Annotated in this window: 24 protein-coding genes; 8 read left to right on the forward strand and 16 right to left on the reverse strand. The window is 66.5% G+C overall.

The features are described from left to right. Positions 1-21: 21 nt before the first annotated feature. From PTT45_RS05035 to PTT45_RS05050, 4 genes are all read right to left on the reverse strand, one after another. Positions 22-180 (reverse strand): YqaE/Pmp3 family membrane protein, encoded by a 159-nt coding sequence (locus tag PTT45_RS05035; protein ID WP_003084988.1) that lies wholly within the window; start codon positions 178-180, stop codon positions 22-24. Between the two features lie 84 nt (positions 181-264). Further along, positions 265-498 carry a DUF1145 domain-containing protein gene (locus PTT45_RS05040; protein ID WP_273811851.1) on the reverse strand — a complete coding sequence of 78 codons (234 nt, stop codon included), beginning with the start codon at positions 496-498 and terminating at the stop codon, positions 265-267. 11 nt (positions 499-509) lie between these two features. Then, positions 510-2,225: a sulfatase-like hydrolase/transferase gene (locus tag PTT45_RS05045; protein ID WP_273811853.1), complete on the reverse strand. Its 1,716-nt coding sequence runs from the start codon at positions 2,223-2,225 to the stop codon at positions 510-512. A gap of 77 nt (positions 2,226-2,302) precedes the next feature. Next, positions 2,303-4,090, reverse strand: a complete 1,788-nt coding sequence (locus PTT45_RS05050; RefSeq protein ID WP_273811855.1) for an alkyl/aryl-sulfatase — start codon at positions 4,088-4,090, stop codon at positions 2,303-2,305. 96 nt (positions 4,091-4,186) lie between these two features. Between PTT45_RS05050 and PTT45_RS05055 the strand changes: the two genes are divergently transcribed. Next, positions 4,187-5,104, forward strand: a complete 918-nt coding sequence (locus tag PTT45_RS05055; RefSeq protein WP_273811857.1) for a LysR family transcriptional regulator — start codon at positions 4,187-4,189, stop codon at positions 5,102-5,104. A gap of 6 nt (positions 5,105-5,110) precedes the next feature. On the opposite strand, the gene speB is transcribed toward PTT45_RS05055, so the two are convergent. Both speB and PTT45_RS05065 read right to left on the reverse strand, forming a co-directional pair. Next, positions 5,111-6,064, reverse strand: coding sequence for an agmatinase (speB, locus tag PTT45_RS05060; RefSeq protein ID WP_273811858.1), 954 nt, complete (start codon positions 6,062-6,064; stop codon positions 5,111-5,113). Positions 6,065-6,122: 58 nt separating this feature from the next. Further along, entirely contained in the window at positions 6,123-7,196 is a 1,074-nt protein-coding gene (locus PTT45_RS05065) for a polyamine ABC transporter substrate-binding protein (protein WP_273811859.1), read from the reverse strand. Between the two features lie 142 nt (positions 7,197-7,338). On the opposite strand from PTT45_RS05065, the gene PTT45_RS05070 reads away from it, so the two are divergent. Continuing rightward, positions 7,339-8,235, forward strand: a complete 897-nt coding sequence (locus PTT45_RS05070) for a LysR family transcriptional regulator (protein ID WP_273811860.1) — start codon at positions 7,339-7,341, stop codon at positions 8,233-8,235. A gap of 3 nt (positions 8,236-8,238) precedes the next feature. Here PTT45_RS05070 and PTT45_RS05075 read toward each other — a convergent pair whose 3' ends face one another. Beyond that, a complete protein-coding gene (locus PTT45_RS05075; protein ID WP_273811861.1) occupies positions 8,239-8,424 on the reverse strand; it encodes a hypothetical protein in 186 nt (61 codons plus the stop codon). A 314-nt stretch (positions 8,425-8,738) separates the two neighbouring features. Here PTT45_RS05075 and PTT45_RS05080 point away from each other — a divergent pair, with 314 nt between their 5' ends. After that, a complete protein-coding gene (locus tag PTT45_RS05080; protein ID WP_273811863.1) occupies positions 8,739-9,299 on the forward strand; it encodes an NADPH-dependent FMN reductase in 561 nt (186 codons plus the stop codon). Here PTT45_RS05080 and PTT45_RS05085 read toward each other — a convergent pair. Next, positions 9,296-10,780: a flagellin gene (locus PTT45_RS05085; RefSeq protein WP_273811865.1), complete on the reverse strand. Its 1,485-nt coding sequence runs from the start codon at positions 10,778-10,780 to the stop codon at positions 9,296-9,298. The genes PTT45_RS05080 and PTT45_RS05085 overlap by 4 nt on opposite strands. Before the next feature lie 158 nt (positions 10,781-10,938). Between PTT45_RS05085 and PTT45_RS05090 the strand changes: the two genes are divergently transcribed. Further along, positions 10,939-11,868 (forward strand): ion channel, encoded by a 930-nt coding sequence (locus PTT45_RS05090; RefSeq protein WP_273811868.1) that lies wholly within the window; start codon positions 10,939-10,941, stop codon positions 11,866-11,868. 62 nt (positions 11,869-11,930) lie between these two features. Then, on the forward strand, positions 11,931-12,548 hold the full coding sequence (locus PTT45_RS05095) for a glutathione S-transferase (RefSeq protein ID WP_273811870.1): 618 nt from the start codon (positions 11,931-11,933) through the stop codon (positions 12,546-12,548). On the opposite strand, the gene PTT45_RS05100 is transcribed toward PTT45_RS05095, so the two are convergent. The 8 genes from PTT45_RS05100 to PTT45_RS05135 all read right to left on the reverse strand — a co-directional run bounded on the left by PTT45_RS05100 (position 12,536) and on the right by PTT45_RS05135 (position 19,240). Continuing rightward, positions 12,536-13,069, reverse strand: coding sequence for a hypothetical protein (locus tag PTT45_RS05100; RefSeq protein ID WP_273811872.1), 534 nt, complete (start codon positions 13,067-13,069; stop codon positions 12,536-12,538). The two genes, PTT45_RS05095 and PTT45_RS05100, sit on opposite strands and share 13 nt — an antisense overlap. Further along, a complete protein-coding gene (locus tag PTT45_RS05105) occupies positions 13,066-13,344 on the reverse strand; it encodes a hypothetical protein (RefSeq protein ID WP_273811874.1) in 279 nt (92 codons plus the stop codon). Before PTT45_RS05105 ends, PTT45_RS05100 begins: the two co-directional genes overlap by 4 nt. Before the next feature lie 118 nt (positions 13,345-13,462). Further along, positions 13,463-13,768 (reverse strand): hypothetical protein, encoded by a 306-nt coding sequence (locus PTT45_RS05110; protein WP_443218150.1) that lies wholly within the window; start codon positions 13,766-13,768, stop codon positions 13,463-13,465. A gap of 45 nt (positions 13,769-13,813) precedes the next feature. Beyond that, complete coding sequence (gene creD, locus PTT45_RS05115; protein ID WP_273811876.1) at positions 13,814-15,163, reverse strand: cell envelope integrity protein CreD; 1,350 nt, start codon at positions 15,161-15,163, stop codon at positions 13,814-13,816. A 107-nt stretch (positions 15,164-15,270) separates the two neighbouring features. Next, positions 15,271-15,705 carry a CBS domain-containing protein gene (locus PTT45_RS05120; protein WP_273811877.1) on the reverse strand — a complete coding sequence of 145 codons (435 nt, stop codon included), beginning with the start codon at positions 15,703-15,705 and terminating at the stop codon, positions 15,271-15,273. A gap of 119 nt (positions 15,706-15,824) precedes the next feature. Beyond that, positions 15,825-17,246, reverse strand: coding sequence for a two-component system sensor histidine kinase CreC (creC, locus tag PTT45_RS05125; RefSeq protein ID WP_273811878.1), 1,422 nt, complete (start codon positions 17,244-17,246; stop codon positions 15,825-15,827). 5 nt (positions 17,247-17,251) lie between these two features. Next, positions 17,252-17,932 carry a two-component system response regulator CreB gene (gene creB, locus PTT45_RS05130; RefSeq protein ID WP_273811880.1) on the reverse strand — a complete coding sequence of 227 codons (681 nt, stop codon included), beginning with the start codon at positions 17,930-17,932 and terminating at the stop codon, positions 17,252-17,254. A gap of 60 nt (positions 17,933-17,992) precedes the next feature. Continuing rightward, positions 17,993-19,240 carry an HD-GYP domain-containing protein gene (locus PTT45_RS05135; protein WP_273811881.1) on the reverse strand — a complete coding sequence of 416 codons (1,248 nt, stop codon included), beginning with the start codon at positions 19,238-19,240 and terminating at the stop codon, positions 17,993-17,995. Between the two features lie 143 nt (positions 19,241-19,383). On the opposite strand from PTT45_RS05135, the gene PTT45_RS05140 reads away from it, so the two are divergent. The 3 genes from PTT45_RS05140 (at position 19,384) to PTT45_RS05150 (ending at position 22,970) form a co-directional block, all read left to right on the forward strand. Further along, complete coding sequence (locus tag PTT45_RS05140; protein WP_273811882.1) at positions 19,384-20,271, forward strand: acyltransferase; 888 nt, start codon at positions 19,384-19,386, stop codon at positions 20,269-20,271. Between the two features lie 97 nt (positions 20,272-20,368). After that, positions 20,369-21,703 carry an ATP-dependent RNA helicase DbpA gene (gene dbpA / locus PTT45_RS05145; RefSeq protein ID WP_443218153.1) on the forward strand — a complete coding sequence of 445 codons (1,335 nt, stop codon included), beginning with the start codon at positions 20,369-20,371 and terminating at the stop codon, positions 21,701-21,703. A 13-nt stretch (positions 21,704-21,716) separates the two neighbouring features. Continuing rightward, a complete protein-coding gene (locus PTT45_RS05150) occupies positions 21,717-22,970 on the forward strand; it encodes a diguanylate cyclase domain-containing protein (protein WP_273811884.1) in 1,254 nt (417 codons plus the stop codon). The last annotated feature ends 74 nt before the right edge of the window (positions 22,971-23,044 follow it).

Below are 23,044 nucleotides of genomic sequence, written 5' to 3' on the forward strand. Positions count from 1 at the left end.
CGGCTTTTTCGTTTCTGCCCTTCAGCGTTTGGCGATGATGTACACCGCGTGCACGATGCCCGGGATGTAGCCGAGCAGGGTGAGTAGGATGTTCAGCCAGAAGGCGCCGCCGAAGCCGACCTGGAGGAATACGCCCAGTGGCGGCAGCAGGATGGCGATGAGGATTCGGATAAGGTCCATGGGCTACTCCTTGGGGTCCATGCTGGCGAAAGCGCCGTACCAGAACAGACCCGAACAAGCGCAGCGCGGTTCAAGCTGATTCGCTCAGGCACTCAAGCCACGCACATGCAGCACGCCGAACAGCAGCACCTGCAGCCGATCCTGCCAAGGCTGGGCCTGGCGCTGCAGGCGGCGGTGCAGCAGAGCGATCTCCAGCACGTGCACCAGCAGCATCAGGCCCGCGATCCAGGTCATGTAGGGGCCGGCGAAGGGGTGTAACAGGTTGACCAGCGCCAGCAGCCAGAACACGGCCAGTGCGCCCTTGGCGATTTTCAGCATGGGTAACTCCTTCAGCTGTAGAGAAAGGTCGGGCCCGGGTGTTCGCGGCCGTCGTCGACGCCGACTTCCTGGGCCAGCAGCTCGTTGAGCCGGCCGCTCAGGCGCTCGATCAGCGCGCGCTGCGCCTGCGGGTCGGCGGCCAGATTATGCAGCTCGTCCGGATCGCTCTGAGTGTCGTACAGCTCCAGGTCATTGCGCGCCAGCAGGTCGTCGAAGCTGGCCGGGATGTGATGATCCTCGGCGGCGAAGTAGCGGGCAAACTTGTAGCGGCCGTCATGAATGCCGCGGAACAGCGCGCGGTTCTTCATCGACGGACCGAGCTGCATCTGCGCCAGCGACTCCTGGATGATCGCCCAGGGCGTGACCTGGTCATGGTCGCGCATCACCGCCTCGGTGAACTCCGGGTCCAGGTACATGACCACGCCGTAGTCGTACAGGTGGCCGCGCTCATCGCGCGCGGAGCGCTTGCTCGCCCCGCCGATGCTCTCGGCCAGGCTGACGCCCGCCAGCTGCGGATAGCGCTCGGCCTGCCCCGCCATGTCCAGCCCGGCCAGTTCCAGCACGGTCGGCACGATGTCGACGGTGGAACCCAGCGCTTCGCTGGTGAAGCCCTGCTGGATGTCCGGGTGACGGACGATGAAATTGACCCGGGTGTTCTCCTTGTACATGTGCGGGCCCTTCTGCCGCAGCTGGTGGGCACCGGCCATCTCGCCGTGGTCGGCGGTGAGGATGACGATGGTGTCGTCGGCCAGGCCGCTGCTCTCCAGCGCCAGCAGCACCTGCTCGATGGACTGGTCGACGTCGCGCACGCAGTTCAGGTAGTAGCTCTGCAGGCCCTGCCAGGCCTGCTCGTCCTTGGGGTCGAGGCGGCCGTAGACGTTGTTGCACAGCTCCACGTCGGCGCGCTGGGCCCAGGGCTTGCGGCTCAGGTCCTCGGCGTAGAAGCTCTTCGGCAGCGGCAGGTCCCAGTGTTTCTCGTACAACCCGGTGCTCGGCCCCGGCGAGATCGGGCCGAGGAAGTTGCGCCGCAGGCGGCTCTGCTCCTGCTTGACCCCCGAGCTGTAGAACATGATGTCGTGCGGGTTGACGAAGTTGACCGCGAGGAACCACGGCTGCTCGTCACTGCGGTGCTGCTGCAGCCAGGCCACCGAGTCACTGGCGGTGACCTTGTCGTAGATGAAGCCGGTCATCAGCGAGCCATGCGGATCGCCATTCAGGTTGTAGTCGGCGAAGCCGTACGGCAGCAGCGCATCGGTACTCGGCTGCACCACGCCGTAGGTGAGGTTGCTCGACTGCTCGATGTGGGACAGGTGCCACTTGCCCTTGTAGGCGGTCAGGTAGCCCTGCTCGCGCAGCATGTGGCCGAGGGTGGGAATCTGCGGCGACAGCTCGCGGAACGGCGGCAGGCCGACGTTGGCGGTGATCAGGGTCTTCTGCGTGTGCTGGCCGGTGAACAGCACCGAACGCGACGGCGAACAGGGCGTGGTGTTGACGTGGAAATTGCCCAGGCTCGCTGCGCGCTGCAGCAGGCGCTCGTGGCCGGGCAGCGGCACGGCGCTGGGCAGGTCCTGGTGGGCGCGCTGCTGGTCGGTGACGATCAGCAGGATATTCGGCTTGCGCCCAGCGGGCCGCACCAGCGCCGGGGCGGTTTGCTGCCCGAGCACCGGAGCCGCCAGGCCGGCGGCGGACAACGCGGCCGCCTTCTTCAACAGTTCGCGACGCTGCATGACGCTACTCCTCCAGACGCGGGATGGTCAGCCGCTGCCGGCAAACCGGCAGCGGCACATGGCGGATGACCGGCTGCTCAGCGCACGGTCAGGGCGATGGGGGCATCCTCGAAGTCGAAGCAGCCGAGGAAGGTCTTGATGTCGAGCAGGTTGCCGTCGACCTTCACGTCGCCCAGCAGGGCACCCTTGAGCAGGCCGTTCTCGCCGCTGATCACGGTGTCCAGGTAGGTCTTGTCCAGGGTCAGCTTGAGCGTGGTGCCAGCCGGGATGCCCTTGTGCAGCTCGACCACACCACGACGCACTTCCAGGGCCCACTCCTCGCCGATATCGGGGAAGGCGAAGCCCAGGGTCAGCTCGACGTCGGCGCTCTTCTGCGGGTCGATGCGGGTCACCCAGTTCTGCAGGAAGATGCGCGCCGGCAGGTTCTTCAGCATGTCGGCGGAGAGGAACGCACCGCGGATGCGCCGGCCCAGCTCCTCGGCACCACCGTCGTCGAACTTGCCTTCCAGCTCCATGGCGCTCATCAGGTACCAGTTGCGCCAGTTGATGTTCATGCTGGCGTAGCCCAGTTTGCGGAAGCTGCGGGCCTTGATGTCACGCGCCAGCTTGTCGCCATGGTCGACGCGGATGGCGTAGCCGGACAGCTCGGCAGCCCACTGGTAGTCGCCCTTGAGATAAGCCTCGCCGGCAGCCAGCAGCACCTTCTCGCGGCCGCCCATCAGGGCGATCAGGCGCTTGGCCTTCTCCACCGGCGGGATCGGATCGAGGTCCACCGGGTCGGCCTGGAACCAGCCGAGGTAGCCCTGGTAGATCTGCCGCACGCTGTGTTTCACCGTGCCGTAGTACTCGCGCAGGTAGGGGGTGTAGCCGGCCAGGTGCGGCGGCAGCTGGACCTTCTCGACCAGCTCGTCGGGGGTCAGACCCTTGTTCATCCAGCGCACGGTCTGGTCGTGGATATAGGCGATGGCGTCGCGGGTCATGCGCAGCACTTCCTCGACCTTGTCCTTGCCACTCACCGGCTGGCCGTGCAGCGGCACCATGTAGTCGGCCTGGAAGGCACGCAGGGCATCGAGGCTCTTCACCCACACCACCGGGTCGCGGAACTTGGTGCCGCGCAGGGTGTGCACGTTGGGCAGGGTCGGGCCCTGGGTGACCTCGGCGCTGATCAGCACGCGGTTGTTCGGCAGGTACAGGACGATCTCGTCCGGCGCCTCGCTCGGCACGTGGAGGAACTGCACCGGCAGCCCGGCGATGGTGGTGTCGAGTTTGTCCTTGAAGGTGATGGTCGGCGCGATGAAGGTCGATTGCCCCTCGTGCGCCAGCGGGCCGAGGCCGGCGTTCATCTGCTGCTTGTCGCTGTCCGGCAGGGCCGCGCCGAAGCTGTAGGCCGAGCGCATGGAGAGGATCGGCCCGACCAGCGCGCCCTGGGTGACGACGTTGTCGAGCAGGGTTTCCTGGGCGTAGATCTGCACCTCGCCGCTCTTCACCTGCTCTTCGCTGACGAAGCCCTTCACGCCGTTGATGTGGTCCGGGTGGAAGTGGGTGTAGACGATGGCCTTGATCGGCTTGGCGCTGATCTTGCGGAACTCGGCGAGCACCTTGCGCGACTGCTCGGCCGACTCGCCGGTGTCGACGATGATCAGCCCATCGGGCGCCTCGATCATCACGCTGTTGGCCAGGTTCCAGCCCACCGCCGACCAGACGTTGTCGGCGATCGGGTAGACCTTCTCGCTGAAGTGCTTGGTGTGTTCGGCCAGCTCGGCGTTGATCGAGGGCTCGATGCGCTCTTCAGGCAGGTCGGCCTGAGCGGTGAAAGGCAGGGCGGCGGCCAGCAGCAGGCCACTGAAGCGGCTGAAAGACGACATGGGGCGGACTCGTTGTTGTTATCTCGCTTGGCAGACTGACAAAGCGCATTCAATAATTCCAATGCATTCCACTTCGATAAATGATGCAGAACGCGCATGAATGATCTTCGTCAGCTTCGCCACTTCGTCGCCCTCGCCGACCACGGCCACTTCGCCCGCGCCGCCGAGGCCGTGCACCTCAGCCAGCCGGCGCTGAGTCGCAGCATCCAGGCGCTGGAAAGCGGCCTGGGCTGCACCCTGGTGGACCGGCACAGCCGGGGCATCAGCCTCACCGCCCATGGCCAACTGGTGCTGGAGCACGCGCGGCGCCTGCTCGCCGGTAGCCAGGCACTGAGCAATGCGGTGAGCCAGCTGGGCAATCTGGCCAGCGGCGAACTGCGTCTGGGTTCCGGCCCCTACCCCGCCGCGCGTCTGGTGCCGCAGGCCATCGGCCAGTTCGCCCAGCGTTATCCGCAGGTGCGCGTGGACCTGCAGATCGACAACTGGCAGCAGCTGCGCACGCGCCTGCTCGACGACCAGCTGGAACTGTTCGTCGCCGATATCCGCGAGCTGCACGACGACCCACAACTGCGGGTGGAGGCACTGCGCCGCCACCCCGGCGTGCTGTTCTGCCGCCCGCAGCATCCCCTGCGCCAGCACGCCCGCCCCCTGCAGAGCGGCGAACTGCATGCCTACGCCCTGGCCGGTACGCAGTTGCCGCAAACGGTGGCAGATGCCTTGCAGCGCCTGGGCGGTGGCCAGGCGCTGAGCATCCAGTGCGACAACTTCATGGTGCTCAAGGAACTGGTATCGAGCAGCGATGTGCTGAGCATGGCGCCCTGGGACGTGATCGCCCACGATGTGCAGGCCGGGCGCCTGGCCCTGTTGCAGCTGAGCGAACTGCCGCTGGCCAGCTCGGCCTACGGCATCGTCAGCCGCGCCGGGCACAGCCTCTCGCCGGCCGCGGAGCAGCTCTTGCAGCTGCTCCGCGAGCAGGACCGCGATAGCGAGATCCCGGCCTTGCCTTCCTTCTGATCCGCCTCAGAGCTTATGCCGGGCGGCGTACAGGCAGACCATCTCCATCGCCAAAGTGGCGCCGGCCAGGGCGGTGATCTCCGAGTTGTCATAGGGCGGCGCCACTTCCACCACGTCCATGCCGACCAGGTTGATACCGCGCAGGCCACGCAGGATTTCCAGGGCGTGGTGGCTGGAGAGCCCGCCGCATACCGGGGTGCCGGTGCCGGGGGCGAAGGCCGGGTCGAGACAGTCTATGTCGAAGGTCAGGTACACCGGGTTGTCACCGACGCGGGCGCGGATCAGCTCGGCGATCTGTTCCGGCGTGCTGCGGTTGACCTGCCGCGCATCCAGCACCTGGAAGCCCATCACGTCGTCGTTGGTGGTGCGCAGGCCGACCTGCACCGAGCGCGCCGGGTCGACCAGGCCGTCCTTGGCGGCGTGGTAGAACATGGTGCCGTGGTCGATGCGCGCGCCCTCCTCGTCCGGCCAGGTGTCGCTGTGCGCGTCGAAGTGGATCAGCGACAGGGGACCGTGCTTCTTCGCATGGGCCTTGAGCAGCGGGTAGCTGATGAAGTGATCGCCACCCAGGGTGAGCATGGCGCAGCCGGCGTCGAGGATCTTGTCGGCATGCGCTTCGATGGCCGCCGGGGTGTCCTGCGGGGTGCCGTGGTCGAAGTAGCAGTCGCCGTAGTCGATGCAGGCGAGCAGGTCGAAGGGGTCGAACTCCCAGGGGAAATGACGGGCCCAGGCCGACTGGATCGACGCGGCGCGGATGGCGCGCGGGCCGAAGCGGCTGCCCGGGCGATTGGTGGTGGCGGTGTCGAACGGCACGCCGCTGACCACCAGGTCCACCCCGCGCAGATCGCGGGTGTAACGGCGGCGCATGAAGCTGGTGATGCCGGCGTAGGTCGGCTCGGCCGCGGTGCCGTAGAGGCTGTCGCGGGTCATCGCCTGGTCGTTGTCGAAGGCTTGGTCCATGGTCGGATACTCGATTCTGCAGGGCGGGCCACTCGATGCCGGAGTGGCCATACGGCTATCAGTACTGGGTGCGGAACGCCGTCCACAGGCGGGTGCGCTGGCGCATCTCGCGCATCGGCAGGGTCTGCTCGGCGAACAACCTGGCGCGCATGTCCGCAGCCGGGTAGATGTCCGGATCGCCGCTCACGGCCTCGTCCAGCAACGATGTGGCAGCGCGGTTGGCGTTGGCGAAGTACAGCGAGTTGGTCAGCTCGGCGATGGCGTCCGGCTTGAGCATGAAGTCGATGAAGGCACGGGCGGCCTCAGGGTGCGGCGCGTCCACCGGAATGGCCAGGGTGTCGAACCAGATCAGCGTGCCTTCCCTGGGAATCCGGTAGACCACCGAGAACGGCTGCTTGGCTTCGATGGCGCGGGCGGTGGCCATGCCAGCGTCGCCGGTGTAGGTCAGCGCCAGGCAGATCTCGCCCTTGGCCAGGTCGTCGATCTGCCGGCTCTGCCCGACATAGCGCAGGTTCGGCTGCAGCTGCGCGAGCAGCTCCTTGGCCGCCTCGCGGTCGGCCTCGGCGGTGCTGTAGGGGTCCTTGCCCAGGTAGTTGAGGACCACCGCGATCACTTCCTGCGGCGAGTCGAGCACGCTGATGCCGCAGTCCTTGAGCTTGCTGGCGTTTTCCGGCTTGAACAGCAGGTCGAGGCTGTCCAGCGCCACTCCGGGCAGGCGCTTCTCCACCGCTTCCTTGTTGATGCCCAGGCCGATGGTGCCCCAGGTGTAGGGCACACCATAGGCGTTACCGGGGTCGACGCCGGCCAGCTTGGCCAGCAGTTCGGGATCAAGATTGCCCTTGCCGGCCAGCTCGCCCACCGGCTGCAACGCCTTGGCGCTGATGGTGCGGGCCAGCACGCTGGACGACGGCACCACCACGTCATAACCGCTGCCACCGGTGAGCAGCTTGCTCTCCAGCACCTCGGCACTGTCGAAGGTGTCGTACTTGACCTTGATCCCGGTCTCGGCCTGGAAGCGCTGCAGCGCCTCCACCGGCACGTAGTCGGCCCAGTTGTAGAGGTTGAGCACTTTTTCCTCGGCCTGCAGCGGCAGGGCGAAGGCGAACACAAGCAAGCTGGCGACAAGGCGCATGAGCGGATTCCTCGGCAGATTCGGTAGCCCGCGCCCCTCTGCTGGGGGCTCTGGAGTGGGCTCATCCTGCGCCGCGGTTTGCTTCCGATAAATACGAAGTGATCTACTCTGGCATCGCTATCTATCAATGTATGGAGCCGCCATGCTCAGCCAATTGCGCGACCTCGACCTGCAACTGCTGCGCCTGTTCGTCAGCGTGGTGGAGAACGGCGGCTTCAGCGCCGCCCAGGGCGAGCTGGGCATCGGCCAGTCGACCATCAGCACGCAGATGGCCAAGCTGGAGACGCGCCTGGGCTTTCGCCTGTGCGAGCGCGGCAAGGCCGGCTTCCGACTGACGCCCAAGGGCGAGCAGGTGCTGGCCGCCACGCGCAAGCTGTTCGGCGCCATCGAGACGTTCAAGGGCGAGGCCCAGGGCATGGCCGACAAGCTGCTCGGCGAGCTCAGCGTCGGCCTGTCGGAGTCGCTCGACGCCGGCGTGCTGCAACGCGTCGCGGCAGCCATCGGGCGCTTTCGCCGACGCAACCAGGCGGTGCAGATCGAGCTGATCAGCGCCACCCCGGCAGAGCTGGAGCGACGCCTGCTGCAGGGCCAGCTGCACCTGGCCATCGGCTACTTCTCCGGCAACCAGAGCGCGCTGGACTACCAGCCGCTGTTCGCCGAGCAGCAGTCGCTGTATTGCGCCAAGGGCCACCCGCTGTTCGGCCGGGCCAAGGTTAGCCACGCCGACCTCGACGCCTGCGACCGGGTGCTGCACCCCTACCGTTTCATCGCTGCCGACGAGCCCTGGCAAGCCGGCAGCAGCAGCGCGCGCTGCGAGCAGGTCGAGGGCAGCCTGGCCTTCATCCTCTCCGGCGCACACATCGGCTATCTGCCGCAGCACGTGGCCGCGCCCTGGATCGCCAGCGGCCAGCTGCGCGAGCTGCTGCCGAACGAGGTCGGCTTCAACGTGCAATTCCGCCTCACCCGCCACCGCGGGCGCCAGCCCAGCGAAGCACAGCAGGCCCTCAGCGAAGACCTGCTGGCGAGCTTCGCCGGCTAGGGCTCAGTGGCGTGGTGGCCGCCCCGCATCGCCGCGCTGACGCAGACGCTCGGCGAGGGCATCGAGTGCATGCAGGGCCTGGTGGATGCCGTGGTGGATCGAACGAGGTGCGCTGGCCGCAGAACCTGCAGCGGCGAAATCCTCGGCTTCGAGTTGGTAGCGCGGGTCGAAGAGGTTGAACCTATCCATAACCAATTCCTCACGAATCATGGCCGGCGCGGTATGCACAGGCGCAGTCGGGCAGTGACGGGCATCGGGGGATTGTTCTTGTTCGGCCAGCGTGCCGCCGGTTGATGACATGCATGCAGGCTATGCCTCACCTGGCGTGCCGGCGGTTTCGCCGCCGCTGATCAATTTCTGCGCAAACGCGTCCGCGATCAAGCCGGCGAAATGTCGCAGCCCGGCCAAGCCGCGAGCCAGAGCGGCAGCGCATTCGGCGCGGCGCACTATAGTTTCCTGCTCAAGCCTTCTGTCCGTTCACCCACTCGCACCCAGGAGTCACCATGAGCAAGGTTTACAAGGTCGCGGTCATCGTCGGCAGCCTGCGCAAGGCATCGATCAACCGCAAGCTGGCGCTGGCATTGGCTGAGCTGGCGCCACCGTCGTTGCAACTGCAGATCGTCGAGATCGGCGAGTTGCCGCTGTATAACGAGGACATCGACGTCAGCCCGGCGCCGCAGGCCTACACCCGCTTCCGCGAGCAGGTGAAGGGTGCCGACGCACTGCTGTTCGTCACCCCGGAATACAACCGCTCAATCCCGGCGCCGATGAAGAACGCCATCGACGTCGGCTCGCGCCCCTACGGCCAGAGCGCATTCGGCGGCAAGCCCGGCGCCGTGCTCAGCGCCTCCCCTGGCGCGGTCGGCGGCTTCGGCGCCAACCACCACCTGCGCCAGTGCCTGGTGTTCCTCGACGTTCCCGTGCTGCAGCAACCCGAGGCCTACCTGGGCGGCGCCGGTAGCTTCTTCGACGACAACGGCAAGCCGAACGACGGCATCAAGGGCTTCCTGCAGAAGTTCATCGAGGCCTATGCGGCCTGGGTGGAGAAGAACCTGAAGGGCTAGATGCTCTGCAGCAAGCTGAGGATGGCCTGAGGCTGCTGGTTGGCCTGGGCCAGAATGGCGGTGGCCGCCTGTTGCAGTATCTGGTACTTGACCAGATTGGCGACCTCCGCCGCATAGTCGGTATCCCTGATCCGGCTATGCGCGGCAGAGAGGTTCTCCGACATGTTCTGCAGGTTGGCGATGGTGTATTCGAGACGGTTCTGCACCGCACCGAGGCCGGCCCGAGCACTGTCGATCATGTTCAGTGCACCATCGATTACGCCAATCGCCGTCTGCGCCCCGGTATTGGTGAGCACATCTACCTCGTTGATCTGCTCGAAAGCGCTGTAGTTGGTTGTGGTGCTGCCATCCAGCGTGGCCACGTCGGCCTCGCTGGTGAAAGCCTCTGAGCTGCTCAGGCGAACCACGCCGATGGCGCGTAATGCGGAGTCGTCACTCAGGGTGGCCACCGATGCGGTCAGCTCCTCTTCGCCCTCATAGTCGAAGTTCTGCGCCAGGGCCGTGCCCGTATCCTCGGAGAGGAAGTTCTCCAGCACGATATCGTCGCCGCGCTCGCTGATCATCCACAGCTGGTTGCCTTCGACCTGGGCGCTGATACCGGTACGCACGGTTTCGGCATTGATCGCATCGGCCAGTTGCGACAGGTCGCCGTTGTCGATCTCGGCGCTGATGCTGCGCATTTCGCCCTTGAGGTCCTGCAGCTCGAAGGAGTAGCGATCATCCTCGCTGAACTCCAAGCGCAGCACGGTGCGCGCGTCCGCCGTCACGCCGGTCTGGTCGGAGCGTTTGTTGATGGCCTTGGCCACATCCCAAGCTGATCCGGCTACGGCAAAGCTCTGGATCTTGCGCCCGGCGATGGTCAGATCAGCCGTCACGTCGTTGTCAGGCAAGGTTCCAGTCTGCGCGAGCAAACCACCCAGTTGATCAGCGATCCCGCTACCGGCGGTACCGTTGGTCAGATCGCGCACATTGCTACCCAGACGCGTGGCGCTGAAGTTGCCGAGGCTGATGGGGATGGTCTCGAAGGCGCCCGCCCCCACCTGGATACCAGTAGAGCCGAAGCTGCCGTCGAGCAGTTTGCGACCACCGAAGCTGGTGGTCTCGGCAATGCGCGTCAGCTCCTGCTGCAGCTGCGCCACTTCCTGTTGCAGCGCATCGCGCTCACTGCCACCGTTCGAGCCATTGGCCGCCTGCAATGCCAGATCACGCATGCGCTGGAGGATATTGGTCGACTGCTGCAGAGCGCCCTCGGCGGTCTGCGCCAACGAGATGCCATCGTTGGCATTGCGCATTGCCACGCGCATTCCGCTGATCTGGCTGTTCAGCCGGTTGGCGATCATCAGGCCTGCCGCATCGTCCTTGGCGCTGTTGATGCGATAGCCCGTGGACAGGCGCTGCATCGAGGTTTCCAGGGCACGCGTCGTCTCGCTCAGCGCACGCTGAACGCCGAGTGACGATACGTTGGTAAGAGTTAGCGCCATGCCAACAGTCCCTTGGGTGACAACCGTTCCCTAGTTGCAGCAGACCAGGCCCAATTTGGCCTATCGCTACCGCCATCGGCTGCCAGCGGCAATCCTTTAGGCCACTCGTCCGAAGTGATCCGCCACGACTAGGCTTGTCTGATCCGCAGGAGAACGCCATGGACACCACGTTGCCCGACGACAGCCACTGGCTAGACGCCGCCCAGGACCGCCGCCAGACCGACGACCTGGCGGCGCAACTGCAGGCACGCGCACGCAGTGGTGCATCGATGCGCGGTTTTCGCCTCAAGTACGCCAACCTCGCCGGCATCGACCTGGTCCACCACGGCAGCCGCGAGGGTTACGACCTGCGTGAGGCCGACCTGTATCGCGCCGACCTGCAGAACGCCCATCTGTTCGCCCTCGACCTGCGCGGCACCTCGCTGATGAAGGCCGATCTGCGCGGCGCCAACCTGCATTGCGCCGACCTGCGCGACTGCAACCTGCTCGGCGTACGCCTGGAAGGCGCGCGGCTGGACAACGTGTTGTGGGACCGCCAGCTGATCCAAGAGCGCCGTGGCCGCGAGTGCCAGCGCGCCGGCGATGTGAATGGCGCGCGGCAACATTTCGAGGAAGCCGAGGAAACCTACCGCAATCTGCGACTGCGCCTGGAGAAGGCCGGGCTGTTCGAGCAGGCCGGCTACTTCTTCCACCGCGAGATGGTCATGCGCCGCCTGCAGATGCCACGCCTGTCCGGAGCGCGCCTGCTGTCCTGGCTGGTGGACCTGTTCAGCGGCTACGGCGAGAAGCCGCTCAACGTGGTGCTGTTCTCCCTGGGTCTGATCGTCGCCTGTGGCCTGCTCTACTTCCTGGTCGGCGTGCGCCATGGCGAGCTGCCGCTTGGCCTGGCCCTCGAGCGCGGCCTGTCGGCCAACCTCATGGACCTGCTCGACTGCCTCTACTACAGCGTGGTGACCTTCACCACCCTGGGCTACGGCGACATCACGCCCCATGGCCTGGCGCGCCCCATCGCCGCCTTCGAGGCCTTCGCCGGCAGCTTCACCATGGCCCTGTTCGTGGTGGTATTCGTCAAGAAGATGACCCGCTAACTTGCCAGCCCCCACTCGCGATGCGAGCCTGACCCCAGCAAACACCTACTGCGGAGCCCACCATGAGCACCATGACCCTGTTCCACTCCCCCGCCTCGCCGTTCGTGCGCAAGGTGATGGTGCTGCTGCACGAGACCGGGCAGACCGATCGGGTGGCGCTGCACGAGGTGCAACTGACGCCGGTGGCGCCCAGCGCGGCGGTGGTGGCGGACAATCCGGCCGGCAAGATTCCGGCCCTGCGCCTGGCCGATGGCAGCGTGCTGCATGACAGCCGGGTGATCCTCGATTATCTCGACAACCAGCATGTCGGCGAGCCGCTGATTCCCGCCGGCAGCGCACGCTGGCGGCGGCTGACCCTGGCCTCGCTGGCTGACGCCATCCTCGATGCCGCCGTGCTGCTGCGCTATGAGACCTTCCTGCGCCCCGAGGACAAACGCTGGGATGCCTGGACCGCCGGCCAGCAGGACAAGATCGAACGGGCGCTGGCCTACTTCGAGCGCGACTGCCTGGCGGAGATCGACAGCCGCTTCGACGTCGCCGCCATCGGCCTGGCTTGCGCCCTCGGCTACCTCGACCTGCGCCAGCCGCAGCTGGGCTGGCGCGAGCGCTTCCCCGGTCTGGCCGGCTGGTATGCGGATGTCGCCCAGCGGCCTTCGATGCAGGCAACTCAGCCGAAGTAACCGAAGACGATCAGCCCCTCGCTCGGCAACAGCAACAGGGCGCCCTCCTCCTTCTCGCTGTAGTAGCTGCCCTCCTCCTGGCTGGCACGGCTGATACGCTCGCTCAACTCATCGTCGGCGTCGGCGCACTGCAGGCCGAGCGAGATGGAACTCAGGCTCCCACCCTCATCTGCCGGGACCGGCGTGGCCTGCCAGGGCTGGTAGTGGTAGTAGTCCCGGTCCGGGTAGCCGCGCGCCTGCCGTGCCTCCTGCAGCGCCGTCAGGCCCTCGCGGCGCAGACGGCCGCGCAGGCCCGGCGACATCTGCAGTACCGCCACGCCGCAGCCCTCGCGAATCCCGCTCTCGCCGCCCACCAGTACTACGCCATCCACCTCCAGCTGGGCCGGCAGCGCGTCGATCGCATGGTTGCGCTCGAGCATCTTGTATCCCAGGTAGAGCAGCAGGAGCAGGCAGAACCACAGCATCACGCCGCGATACAGCAGCTTGGTGAGCACCCAGAACACCGTCTTGATCTGATTCATGTCGGCAATCCATAGCAGTAGAACAACCAGAACAGCGCCACCGACGCTCCTCCCAATGCCGCGCCCTGGCGCCAGTGCCAGGCATGGGACTCGGCCGGACGCCACACGTAGGGCGCCTGCAGCAGCAGGCTCATCACCGCCAGTGGCGTGAAGAAGCCGTTGAACGGCCAGGACGGCAGCAGCAGGCTGAGCATCACCGCCAGCAGATAGGCCAGGTTGCTGCCGCCCATCAGTCCCGCCGTGCAGTACCAGACCGTACCCGGCTTCAGCGGCATGGCGGGGCCTCCCGCCGCAGGGCCCGAGAGGTTTTGTCGACCGGAGGAAACAGCCGGGCGATGCGCCGCGCCAGCTGATGACCCAGGCGCGCTTCTTCGCGCAAGCCGACGTGGCCGCTCATGTGCGGTACCACAGGCGGAAGAAGCCGGCGGCCAGCAGCAGGGCGATCTGCGCCAGGGCCACGCACAGCTGCAGGAACGACTGCACACTGGCGTTGCTGGCGGCGTCGGGCACCCCGGTCAGGCCATCCCAGAAGCCGCCCGGCAGCAGCGCCAGGGCGACGCTGGCCAGCGGGCGGCCGCTGAGGTTGAGGCCGTGGATCAGGTCAAACTGGCCGAAGAACATCAGGCCGATCAGCAACATCCCGGCCACTACCAGGCCGAGGGCGAAACAGGCGGAAAACTGCATCAGCAGGCGAATCATGGCGAATACCTCGCGAGGCGCGGCCAGAGCCGCGCCGATAGTGAGTCAGGCGGCAGTGGCCGGTTTGGCCAGGCCATACCAGTCGAGCTTGCGGGTCAGCACCATCACCGCGGCGAGCAGGCCGAACACCAGCAGCGAACCCATCAGCAGCGCGTAGTCCTCGGCGGACAGCAGGGCGTAGAGCATCGCGTAGAGCCCGGCCAGCGCGGCGGTGAAGCCGGCGCCGCGCAACCAGCTGTGCAGCACGTGGCTGACGTAGAAACCGATCAGCAGCACGCAGGCCGAGGCCGCCAAGGCATAGGCCTGGGCGAAGACCATGTGCTCGGCCAGCGACAGCAGCAGCAGGTAGAACATCGCCAGCGACAGGCCGACCAGGCCGTACTGCACCGGGTGCACAGCCAGGCGCTTGAGCACCTCGAAGAGGAAGAAGCCGGCGAAGGTCAGGGCGATGAACAGCAGCGCGTACTTCAGCGCGCGATCACTCTTCAGGTACTGGTCCACCGGATCGACGAAGCTGACGCCGAACTGGCGACCGAGGAAGGCGTTGCACTCGCCGGCGTTGGCGCAGTCGCTCAGGGCCTCCTCCATGTTGGTGGCGAAGAAGCTGGTCTGCCAGCGCGCGGTGAAGCCCTGGGCGGTGATCTCGCGCTCGCTCGGCAGGTACTCGCCGATGAAGCTCGGGTGCGGCCAATCGGCGCTGAGGTCGACTTGGGTCTCGCGGCCGACCGGGGCGATGCTCAGCTCGCCGGTGCCCTGCAGCAGCAGGTCGAAGGCGAAGTCCAGGCGCTGGCCCTGGTGGATGTCGGCCACCGCCATCGGCAGCGGCGCATGCACGCCGGCACCAAGCAGCGAGTCGGCGCTGCCCGGCTGGAACGGCAGCTTGCGCCCGCCCTGCTCCAGCACCAGGTTGTTCTTGATGCCGCGGATGTCGCTGATGCCGACGCTGACGAAGGGCTCGCTGAAGGTGTAGTCACCGATGTCTTCGGTGACGCCGAAGTTGGCCGGGATCTGGAAATGCCCGGTGAGGCGGCTGTTGCTGTGGAACAGACGGGCCTGGTAGATGCCACGGGCACGCAGCTCGGTACCGATGTCGCCGCCAACCGCCAGGCGCTCCGGCAGGAAGTACACGCGACCGCTCACTTCACTTTCTTCGAGATAGCGCTCGCCGGTCTTCTCGTTGGTTTTCCATTCGCGCACCGTCTTGCGATAGGGCGCGACCAGCAGCGGGCCGATGATCTTCTGGCTGTAGCTGGAGCTGCGGGCGATGTCTTCAAGCACGCCATCGCGCAGTTCCTGACGCTCCTCGACCATGCCGTCGATCATGATGATCGGGACCATCAGCAGCAGGATCAGTACGGCAATGGCGCCGAGCTTGATCAATAGATTGCGGTTCATTGGGACTCTCCTTGGGTTGGACCGTGGGGAGAGTCTCGACGGCGCCCGTGGCGGCGCCGTGCGAGGTATGTGGAGCCTGTGTGGAGTTTGTGTGGAGGTGACCGTGGTCACTCGCCGCGGATGTATTGCTCCAGCTGCTGGATCAGGCTGGCCTGGTCATCGATGGTCTGCTTGACCAGGTCACCGATCGACAGCATGCCGATCAGCTCGCCGTCGGCCAGCACCGGCAAGTGGCGCAGACGGCGATCACTCATAAGTTGCAGGCAGTGCTGCACGCTGTCGCGCGGGCCGACGCTGATCACGTCGGCGGTCATGATGTCGCTGACCTTGGCATCGAAGGCCGCACGCTCCAGTTCGGCCAGTTTGCGCACGTAGTCGCGCTCACTGACGATCCCCACCACGCGTCCGCCGGCCATCACCAGCAGCGCGCCGATCTTCTTCTCCGCCAGCAGCTTCACCGCGTCGAGCACCGAGACATCCGGGGCGACGTGATGGACGTAGGCACTGGGCTTGCTTCTGAGCAGTTCGGCAACGGTCTTCATGCAACGCCTCTCCAGGCTGTGTTGTTGTCCTGCAGCAAGCAGGATTTCTGCCAGCCCTCATCCGGCCGACCTGAAACGAAGAATAGACCAGCTCAGCCCAGGCCCTGCGGTTGATGGATTCAGGCAGGCAGATGCAGGCAGGCGCGCACGCCGCCCTGAACGTTGCTCAGCGTCAGCGCCCCGCCATGCAGCAGTGCCACCTCTTGCACAAAATTGAGCCCGAGCCCGGTGCTCTTGCGCCCACTCGCGGGGCGCGGCAGCGAGTAGAAGCGCTCGGTCAGGCGCGGCAGGGCGTACTCGGGTATCGCCTCGCCCAGGTTGAACAGCGCCAGCTCCACTATCCCCTCGCGTGGCTCGGCGCTGAAGCGCAGCCGGCCACTGGCTGGAGTGAAGTCGAGGGCGTTGTCGAGCAGGTTGGCCAGCGCCTGGCGCAGCAGAAAGCGCTCGCCGTGCACGACAACTCCGCTCGCGATGGCATTGTCCACCTGCAATGCGCCGGCCTCGATGCGCACTGCCTGGGCGCGCAGCAGTTCCTCGGCCAGCTCGTGCAGGTCGACCGCCACTCGCTCCTCCAGGCCCTGGCGCTGCTCCACCAGCGCCAGGTTGAGCAGGCGCTCGATCAGCTGCTGCAGGCGCGCGCCCTCGCTGGCGATGTTGGCCACGAAACGCTGGCGCTGCTCGGCGGGCATCTCGCCCTCGAGCAGTTCGGCGGCACCACGGATGGCCGCCAGCGGGCTCTTCAGTTCATGGGTCAGGGTGTGCACGTACTGCTCGACGTAGGCCTTGCCTTCCAGCTCGGTGCGCATCTTCTGCACCGCCTCGGCCAGTTGCTTGAGCTCGCCGCCGCGCAGCTCCGGCAGCTCGGCACGCTCGCCGCGGCTGACCGCGCCGGCGTAGCGGGTGAGCTTGCGCAGCGAGCCGCTGAGCCACCAGGACAGCGCGCCGCCGATCAGCAGGCCGAGCACGATCAGCCCAGCGCCGAGCCAGCCCAGGCGGCGCTGCGAGCGCTCGATATAGGGCTGCAACGACTTGTTCGGCTTGGCCACCGAGACCACGCCGATGATCTGCGTACCGTCCTTGATCGGCGCCGCCACGTACATCACCGAGCTGTCCTCGTCGGCCGGGTCCTCGCGGGTGGAGCGCGCGCCGTATTCGCCACGCAGGGTCAGGTAGACGTCGTTCCAGCGCGAGTAGTCCTGGCCGACGGCAACGCCACTGGAGTCGAGCAGGACCACGCCGCGGGCGTCGGTGACGTAGATGCGGTGGCTCACCGCGCCCTTCTCCACGCCCCAGATCTGCGCCTGCGGCTGACGCTGACCGTAAGCCTTGAGCAGCTCGGGCAGACGGCCCTGGGCCAGGCTGCCGTCCTTCACCTCGTCGCGCAGGATCTCGGCCAGCAGATTGGCGGTGTCGACCAGGGTCTCCTCGGTGGACTGGCGCACGCCGGGGCGAATCTCGTCCATCACCGTGCTCAGCACGAACCAGCCGGCGAGGCCGACGAACAGGAAGTAGACCAGGAAGATGCGTACGCCGAGCGGCATGCCGATCACTCCAGGCGCAGGCTGTAGCCCAGCCCACGGTGGGTCTGGATCGGCTCGCCAGCCGGCGCCACCTGCCGCAGCTTGGCGCGCAGGCTCTTGATGTGGCTATCGATATTGCGCTCGTAGCCGGCGTCCGCCGCGACCCCCAGCGCATCGAGCAGTTGCTCGCGGGAGAACACCCGTTCGGGCTGGCCGAGCAGCGTTTGCAGCAGGCGGAATTCATGGCGCGTCAGGCTGAGCGGCTGGCCGTGATAGTCGATCCGTGCGCGCTCGATATCGAGGCGGAAGGGTCCGCGCGAAGCGGCCTCTGGCTCAGGCTGGCGCGGCGCCAGACGCTTCAAGATGACCTTGACCCGCGCCGCCACCTCGCGCGGGCTGAAGGGCTTGATCACATAATCGTCGGCGCCGATCTCCAGCCCCACTACGCGGTCGATCTCGGCGTCGCGGGCGGTGAGGAAGATCACCGGCACCTCGGAGAAGCGGCGCAAGCGCTTGCAGGCCTCGAAGCCACTGATGTCGGGCAGGCCGACATCGAGAATCAGCAGGTCGGCCGGCGTGCGCTGCTGGAACTCCAGCGCGGCCTCGGCCAGGTTCAGCCAGGTGGTGGTGAAGCCCTCGCTCTGCAGGGCGAACACCAGCGTATCGGCAATGGCGGATTCGTCTTCGACTATGAGTATGTGCGGCATGGCATCCGTGCTGGGCGGCGTAAGGCTTGCCCGGCACGGTGCCGCATGCCGCCGATGGCGTCAATCGAACAGCGAGCCCCTGCCGGCCGGGATGCCCGACCAGAGTTCCTCGATGTTCTTGAAGCCCCACTCCTCGGCCGACTCGCGGCCGATGATCTTGTCGCGGCCGACCAGCTTGGCCAGGTCGATCACTTCCTGGGGGATCGGCATCTTCGAGCGGGCGGAGAAGAACACCTTGATCTTCGGCGTGAGCAGCGACTTCTCGTGCTGCTCCATGACCACGCCGAGGCGCCCGCTCTCCAGGCGCACCAGCGAACCGATCGGGTAGATGCCCAGGGATTTGACGAAGGCCTGGAACAGCTGCGGATCGAAGTGGCCTTTCCACTCGGCCATCTTGCGGATCGACTCGGCCGGGTCCCAGCCCTTCTTGTAGGGGCGGTCCGAGGTGATGGCGTCGTACACGTCGCAGATCGCGCCCATGCGCGCGAACAGGCTGATCTGCTCGCCGGCCAGGCGGTGCGGGTAACCGGAGCCATCGAACTTCTCGTGGTGGTGCAGGCACACGTCGAGCACCAACGCGCTGATCTGCCGGCAGTCTAGGAGCATGCGGGCGCCGGCCTCGGGGTGGCTGCGCATGGTGCCGAACTCGGCGTCGGTGAGCTTGCCCGGCTTGTTGAGGATGGTGTCGGGGATGGCCATCTTGCCGATGTCATGCAGCAGGCCGGCCTCGCCGGCCTCCCGCACCTGCAGCTCGGACAGGCCGAGCTGGCGCGCCATGGCGATCATCAGGGCGCAGACCGCCACCGAGTGCATATAGGTGTATTCGTCGCTGGTCTTCAGCCGCGCCAGGCTGATCAGCGCGTTGGGGTGGCGCAGCACCGAGTCGGAGATTTCCTTGACCAGCTCGCCGACACCCTCCAGCGAAACGGCCTGGCCCATGCGCGCGTCGCTGAACATCTGCACCACGGCCTCCTTGGACTGGGCGCACAGTTTGACCGCGCGTTGCACCTCGTCCTCAAGGCTGGCGCGCGCCGGTGGCAGCTCGCTCTCGGCCGCGGCCTGCAGGCGCTGTTCGGCCTCCGCCGCAACCTCGGCGACGCTCTGGCTGACCTGGCCGGCCGGCACGTCGAGGCCCTTGCTCACGTCGACCCAGACCTCGGTCACGTCGCTTTCGCGCACGCGCTCCAGGTCACGTTCGTTGTCGAGTAGAAAGCGCCCCTTCCAGAAGGGATGGTCCATCCATGAACCGCAGAACTCGTGGATGTACATGCCGACCAACAGATCGGAAACGGGAATGCGCTTGAGCACGATCGGTACCGATGGTTCCTAGTAGATGGAGCATAAGCCAGATTGCGACAAGGCATACTGCCATCAGTAAGGCGAGATAGCTGCAGATTTCAGCCGGCTGGCGGCGCCGTTATCATGGCGCCAATTCGCGACAAGGAGTCCCCATGCGACGACTGCTCACCGCCTGCAGCGTGGTCCTGCTGGTGCTGCTCAATACCCTGGTCCTGATCGGCCCGATGCTGCTGATCACCCTGCTCAAGCTGGTGCTGCCGGGCAAGGCGCTGCGCAATGCCTGCTCGCGCGGGGTGATGTGGGTGGCCGAGACCTGGGCCGAGATCGACAAGCTGATCTTCGCCACCCTCACCCCCACCGTGTGGGACATCCGCGGCGGCGAGGGTTTGCGCGGCGACCGCTCCTACCTGGTGGTGAGCAACCACCAGTCCTGGGTGGATATCCCCGCGCTGGTGCAGGCCTTCAACCGCAAGACGCCCTACTTCAAGTTCTTCCTCAAGCAGGAGCTGATCTGGGTGCCGTTCCTCGGCCTGGCCTTCTGGGCCCTCGACTACCCCTTCATGAAGCGCTACTCCAAGGCCTACCTGGCCAAGCACCCGGAGATGGCCGGCAAGGACCTGGAGATCACCAAGCGTGCCTGCGAGCGCTTCAAGGAGCTCAACGTTACCGTGGTCAACTACCTAGAAGGCACCCGCTGCACCCCGGCCAAGCAGGCCGCGCAGGGCTCGCCCTACCAGCACCTGCTCAAGCCCAAGGCCGGCGGCGTAGCCTTCGCCCTGGCCGCCCTCGGCCCGCAGCTAGATGCACTGCTCGATGTCACCCTGGTCTATCCGGGCCAGCGCCCACCAGGCTTCTGGGCGCTGATCAGCGGCCAGGTACCGAAGGTGATCATGGACATCCGTACCCAGGAGCTGGACCCGGCGCTGTGGGCCGGCGACTACGAGAACGACCCGCAGTTTCGCCAGTACATGCAGGCCTGGGTCAGCCAGCTGTGGCAGGCCAAGGACGCCCGCATCGCCGAGCTCAAGCGCGAGCTCTGAGGTTCGACGGGCGCGGCCTGCTACAATTCGCGCCCGCCCTCCCCGCCAGGTTCGCCCCGTGACCACCGCTTTCGCCTCCCTGCCGCTGTCCGCTGCCATGCGCGACAACCTCGCCGCCCTCGGTTATGCCGAGATGACGCCGATCCAGGCCGCCAGCCTGCCGCTGATCCTCAAGGGTCGCGACCTGATCGCCCAGGCCAAGACCGGCAGCGGCAAGACCGCGGCCTTCGGCATCGGCCTGCTACACCCGCTGAATCCGCGCTTCTTCGGCTGCCAGGCACTGGTGCTGTGCCCGACCCGCGAGCTGGCCGACCAGGTGGCCAAGGAGCTGCGCCGCCTGGCCCGCGCGGCGGACAACATCAAGATCCTCACCCTCTGCGGCGGCGTGCCACTGGGTCCGCAGATCGGCTCGCTGGAGCATGGCGCGCACATCATCGTCGGCACCCCGGGGCGCATCCAGGAACACCTGCGCAAAGGCACCCTGAAGCTCGACGGGCTGAACACCCTGGTGCTGGACGAAGCCGACCGCATGCTCGACATGGGCTTCTTCGACAGCATCGCCGAGGTCATCGAACAGACCCCGGCCAAGCGTCAGACCCTGCTGTTCTCCGCCACCTACCCGGCGGGCATCGAGCAGCTGGCCGCACGCTTCCTGCGCACGCCCGAGCGGGTGCAGGTGGAGGCAATGCACGACGACGGGCAGATCGAGCAGCGCTTCTACGAGATCGATCCCAAACAGCGCATGGAAGCGGTGATCCACCTGCTGCGCCACTTCCGCAAGCAGCCGGCGGTGGCCTTCTGCGCCACCCGCCAGCAGTGCGATGAGCTGGCCGCCCTGCTCGAATCGGAGAAGATTTCCGCCGCCGCCCTGCACGGCGACCTCGAACAGCGCGACCGCGACCAGGTGCTGACGCTGTTCGCCAACCGCAGCCTCAGCGTGCTGGTGGCCACCGACGTGGCCGCCCGCGGCCTGGATGTTGCAGGCCTGGAGCTAGTGATCAACGTCGAACTGGCGCGCGATGCCCAGGTGCATATCCACCGTATCGGCCGTAGCGGCCGTGCCGGCGAGAAGGGCCTGGCCCTGTCGCTGGTGGCTCCCAGCGAGGCCTACCGCGCCCAGGCCGTCGAGGAGCTGCAGGGCAGCCCGCTGACCTGGCAGCTGCTCGGTGAACTGAAGGACAAGGGCGAGGCGCTGCTGCCGCCGATGCACAGCCTGTGCCTGTCCGCCGGGCGCAAGGACAAGCTGCGCCCCGGCGATATCCTCGGCGCGCTGACCGGCGATGCCGGCATCCCCGGCGACAAGGTCGGCAAGATCGCCATCTTCGATTACCAGGCCTATGTGGCGGTGGATCGCAGCGTCGCCAAGCAGGCCATGCAGCGCCTGCAGAGCGGCAAGATCAAGGGTCGTTCGGTGAAGGTGCGGATGTTCTAGAGGGAAGTTGGCGATGCGCAATATTCTGGTGGTGGAAGACAGCCCACTGGTGCTGAAGATCCTCGAGCACCTGTTCCGTCAGGAGCCGGAGCTGGAGCCGCTGTTCTGCGCCTCGCTGGGTGAGGCGCAGGTGCTGCTGGAAACCTCCTCGGCGCTGTTCTTCGCCGCCATCGTCGACCTCAACCTGCCCGATGCACCGAACGGCGAGATCGTCGACCTGGTGCTGCAGTACAGCCTGCCATGCATCGTGCTCAGCGGTTCCTACGACGAGCACCGCCGCGACGAGCTACTGCTCAAGGGCGTGGTCGACTACGTGCTGAAGGAGAGCCAGCACTCCTACGAATACGCCTTCCGCCTGCTGCACCGGCTGGAGAGCAACAGCCACGTGAAGATCCTGGTGGCGGAAGACTCCGAGGCCACCCGCCACTTCATCCGCCGCGTACTGACCCCGCACCTGTACCAGATCATCGACGCCTGCGACGGCGACGAAGCGCTGCGCATCCTGCAGGAGCAGCCGGACATCGACCTGTTCCTGGTCGACCACAGCATGCCCGGCCTGAGCGGCTTCGAGCTGGTCAAGCTGCTGCGGCAGAAGATGAAGCGCAACGAGATGATCATTCTCGGCCTGTCGGCCGACGCCAAGGGCTCGCTCAGTGCCATGTTCATCAAGCACGGCGCCGACGACTTCCTGCGCAAGCCGTTCTGCCCCGAGGAGCTCAACTGCCGCGTGATGTCCTGCCTGGAGCGCCGCGACATGCTGCATGCGCTGAAGCAGGCGGCGCTGTTCGATTCGCTGACCGGGCTGTACAACCGCCGCGCGTTCTACGAACAGGGTGTGGAAATGATGCGCCAGGCGCAGAAGGGCGGGCAGGAACTGAGCGTGGCGATGATCGACCTCGACCACTTCAAGGTGATCAACGACGAGCACGGCCACGCCAGCGGCGACGCCGCCCTGGTGCACTTCGCCCGCACCCTGCGCAAGACCTTCCCGGACAGCCTGCTGGGCCGCCTGGGCGGCGAGGAATTCGCCCTGGTCAGCCGGCTCGACGGCGACACGGTCGGCAAATGCCTCGAACTGCTGCGCCGCCAGTGCGCCGCCCTGAAGTACGCCACCGGCGCGCCGCCGCTGGGCTTCAGCGCCGGCATCTATCACGGCGCCCCGGACGACCTGGAGAGCCTCCTGCACCTGGCCGACATGTGCCTGTACCAGGCCAAGCGCAGCGGCCGCGGGCGCTCCGTGAGCACCTCGGCAAACTCCATCGATTGAGAAGCTGCGGCTAACCGCCGGCAGCCCCTCCGACAGCCGCCATACGGACAGAAAGCGCAGCGCACGGACAGATC

Origin of the sequence: Pseudomonas sp. Gutcm_11s (genome assembly GCF_028649395.1) — a bacterium.
GTDB lineage: Bacteria > Pseudomonadota > Gammaproteobacteria > Pseudomonadales > Pseudomonadaceae > Aquipseudomonas.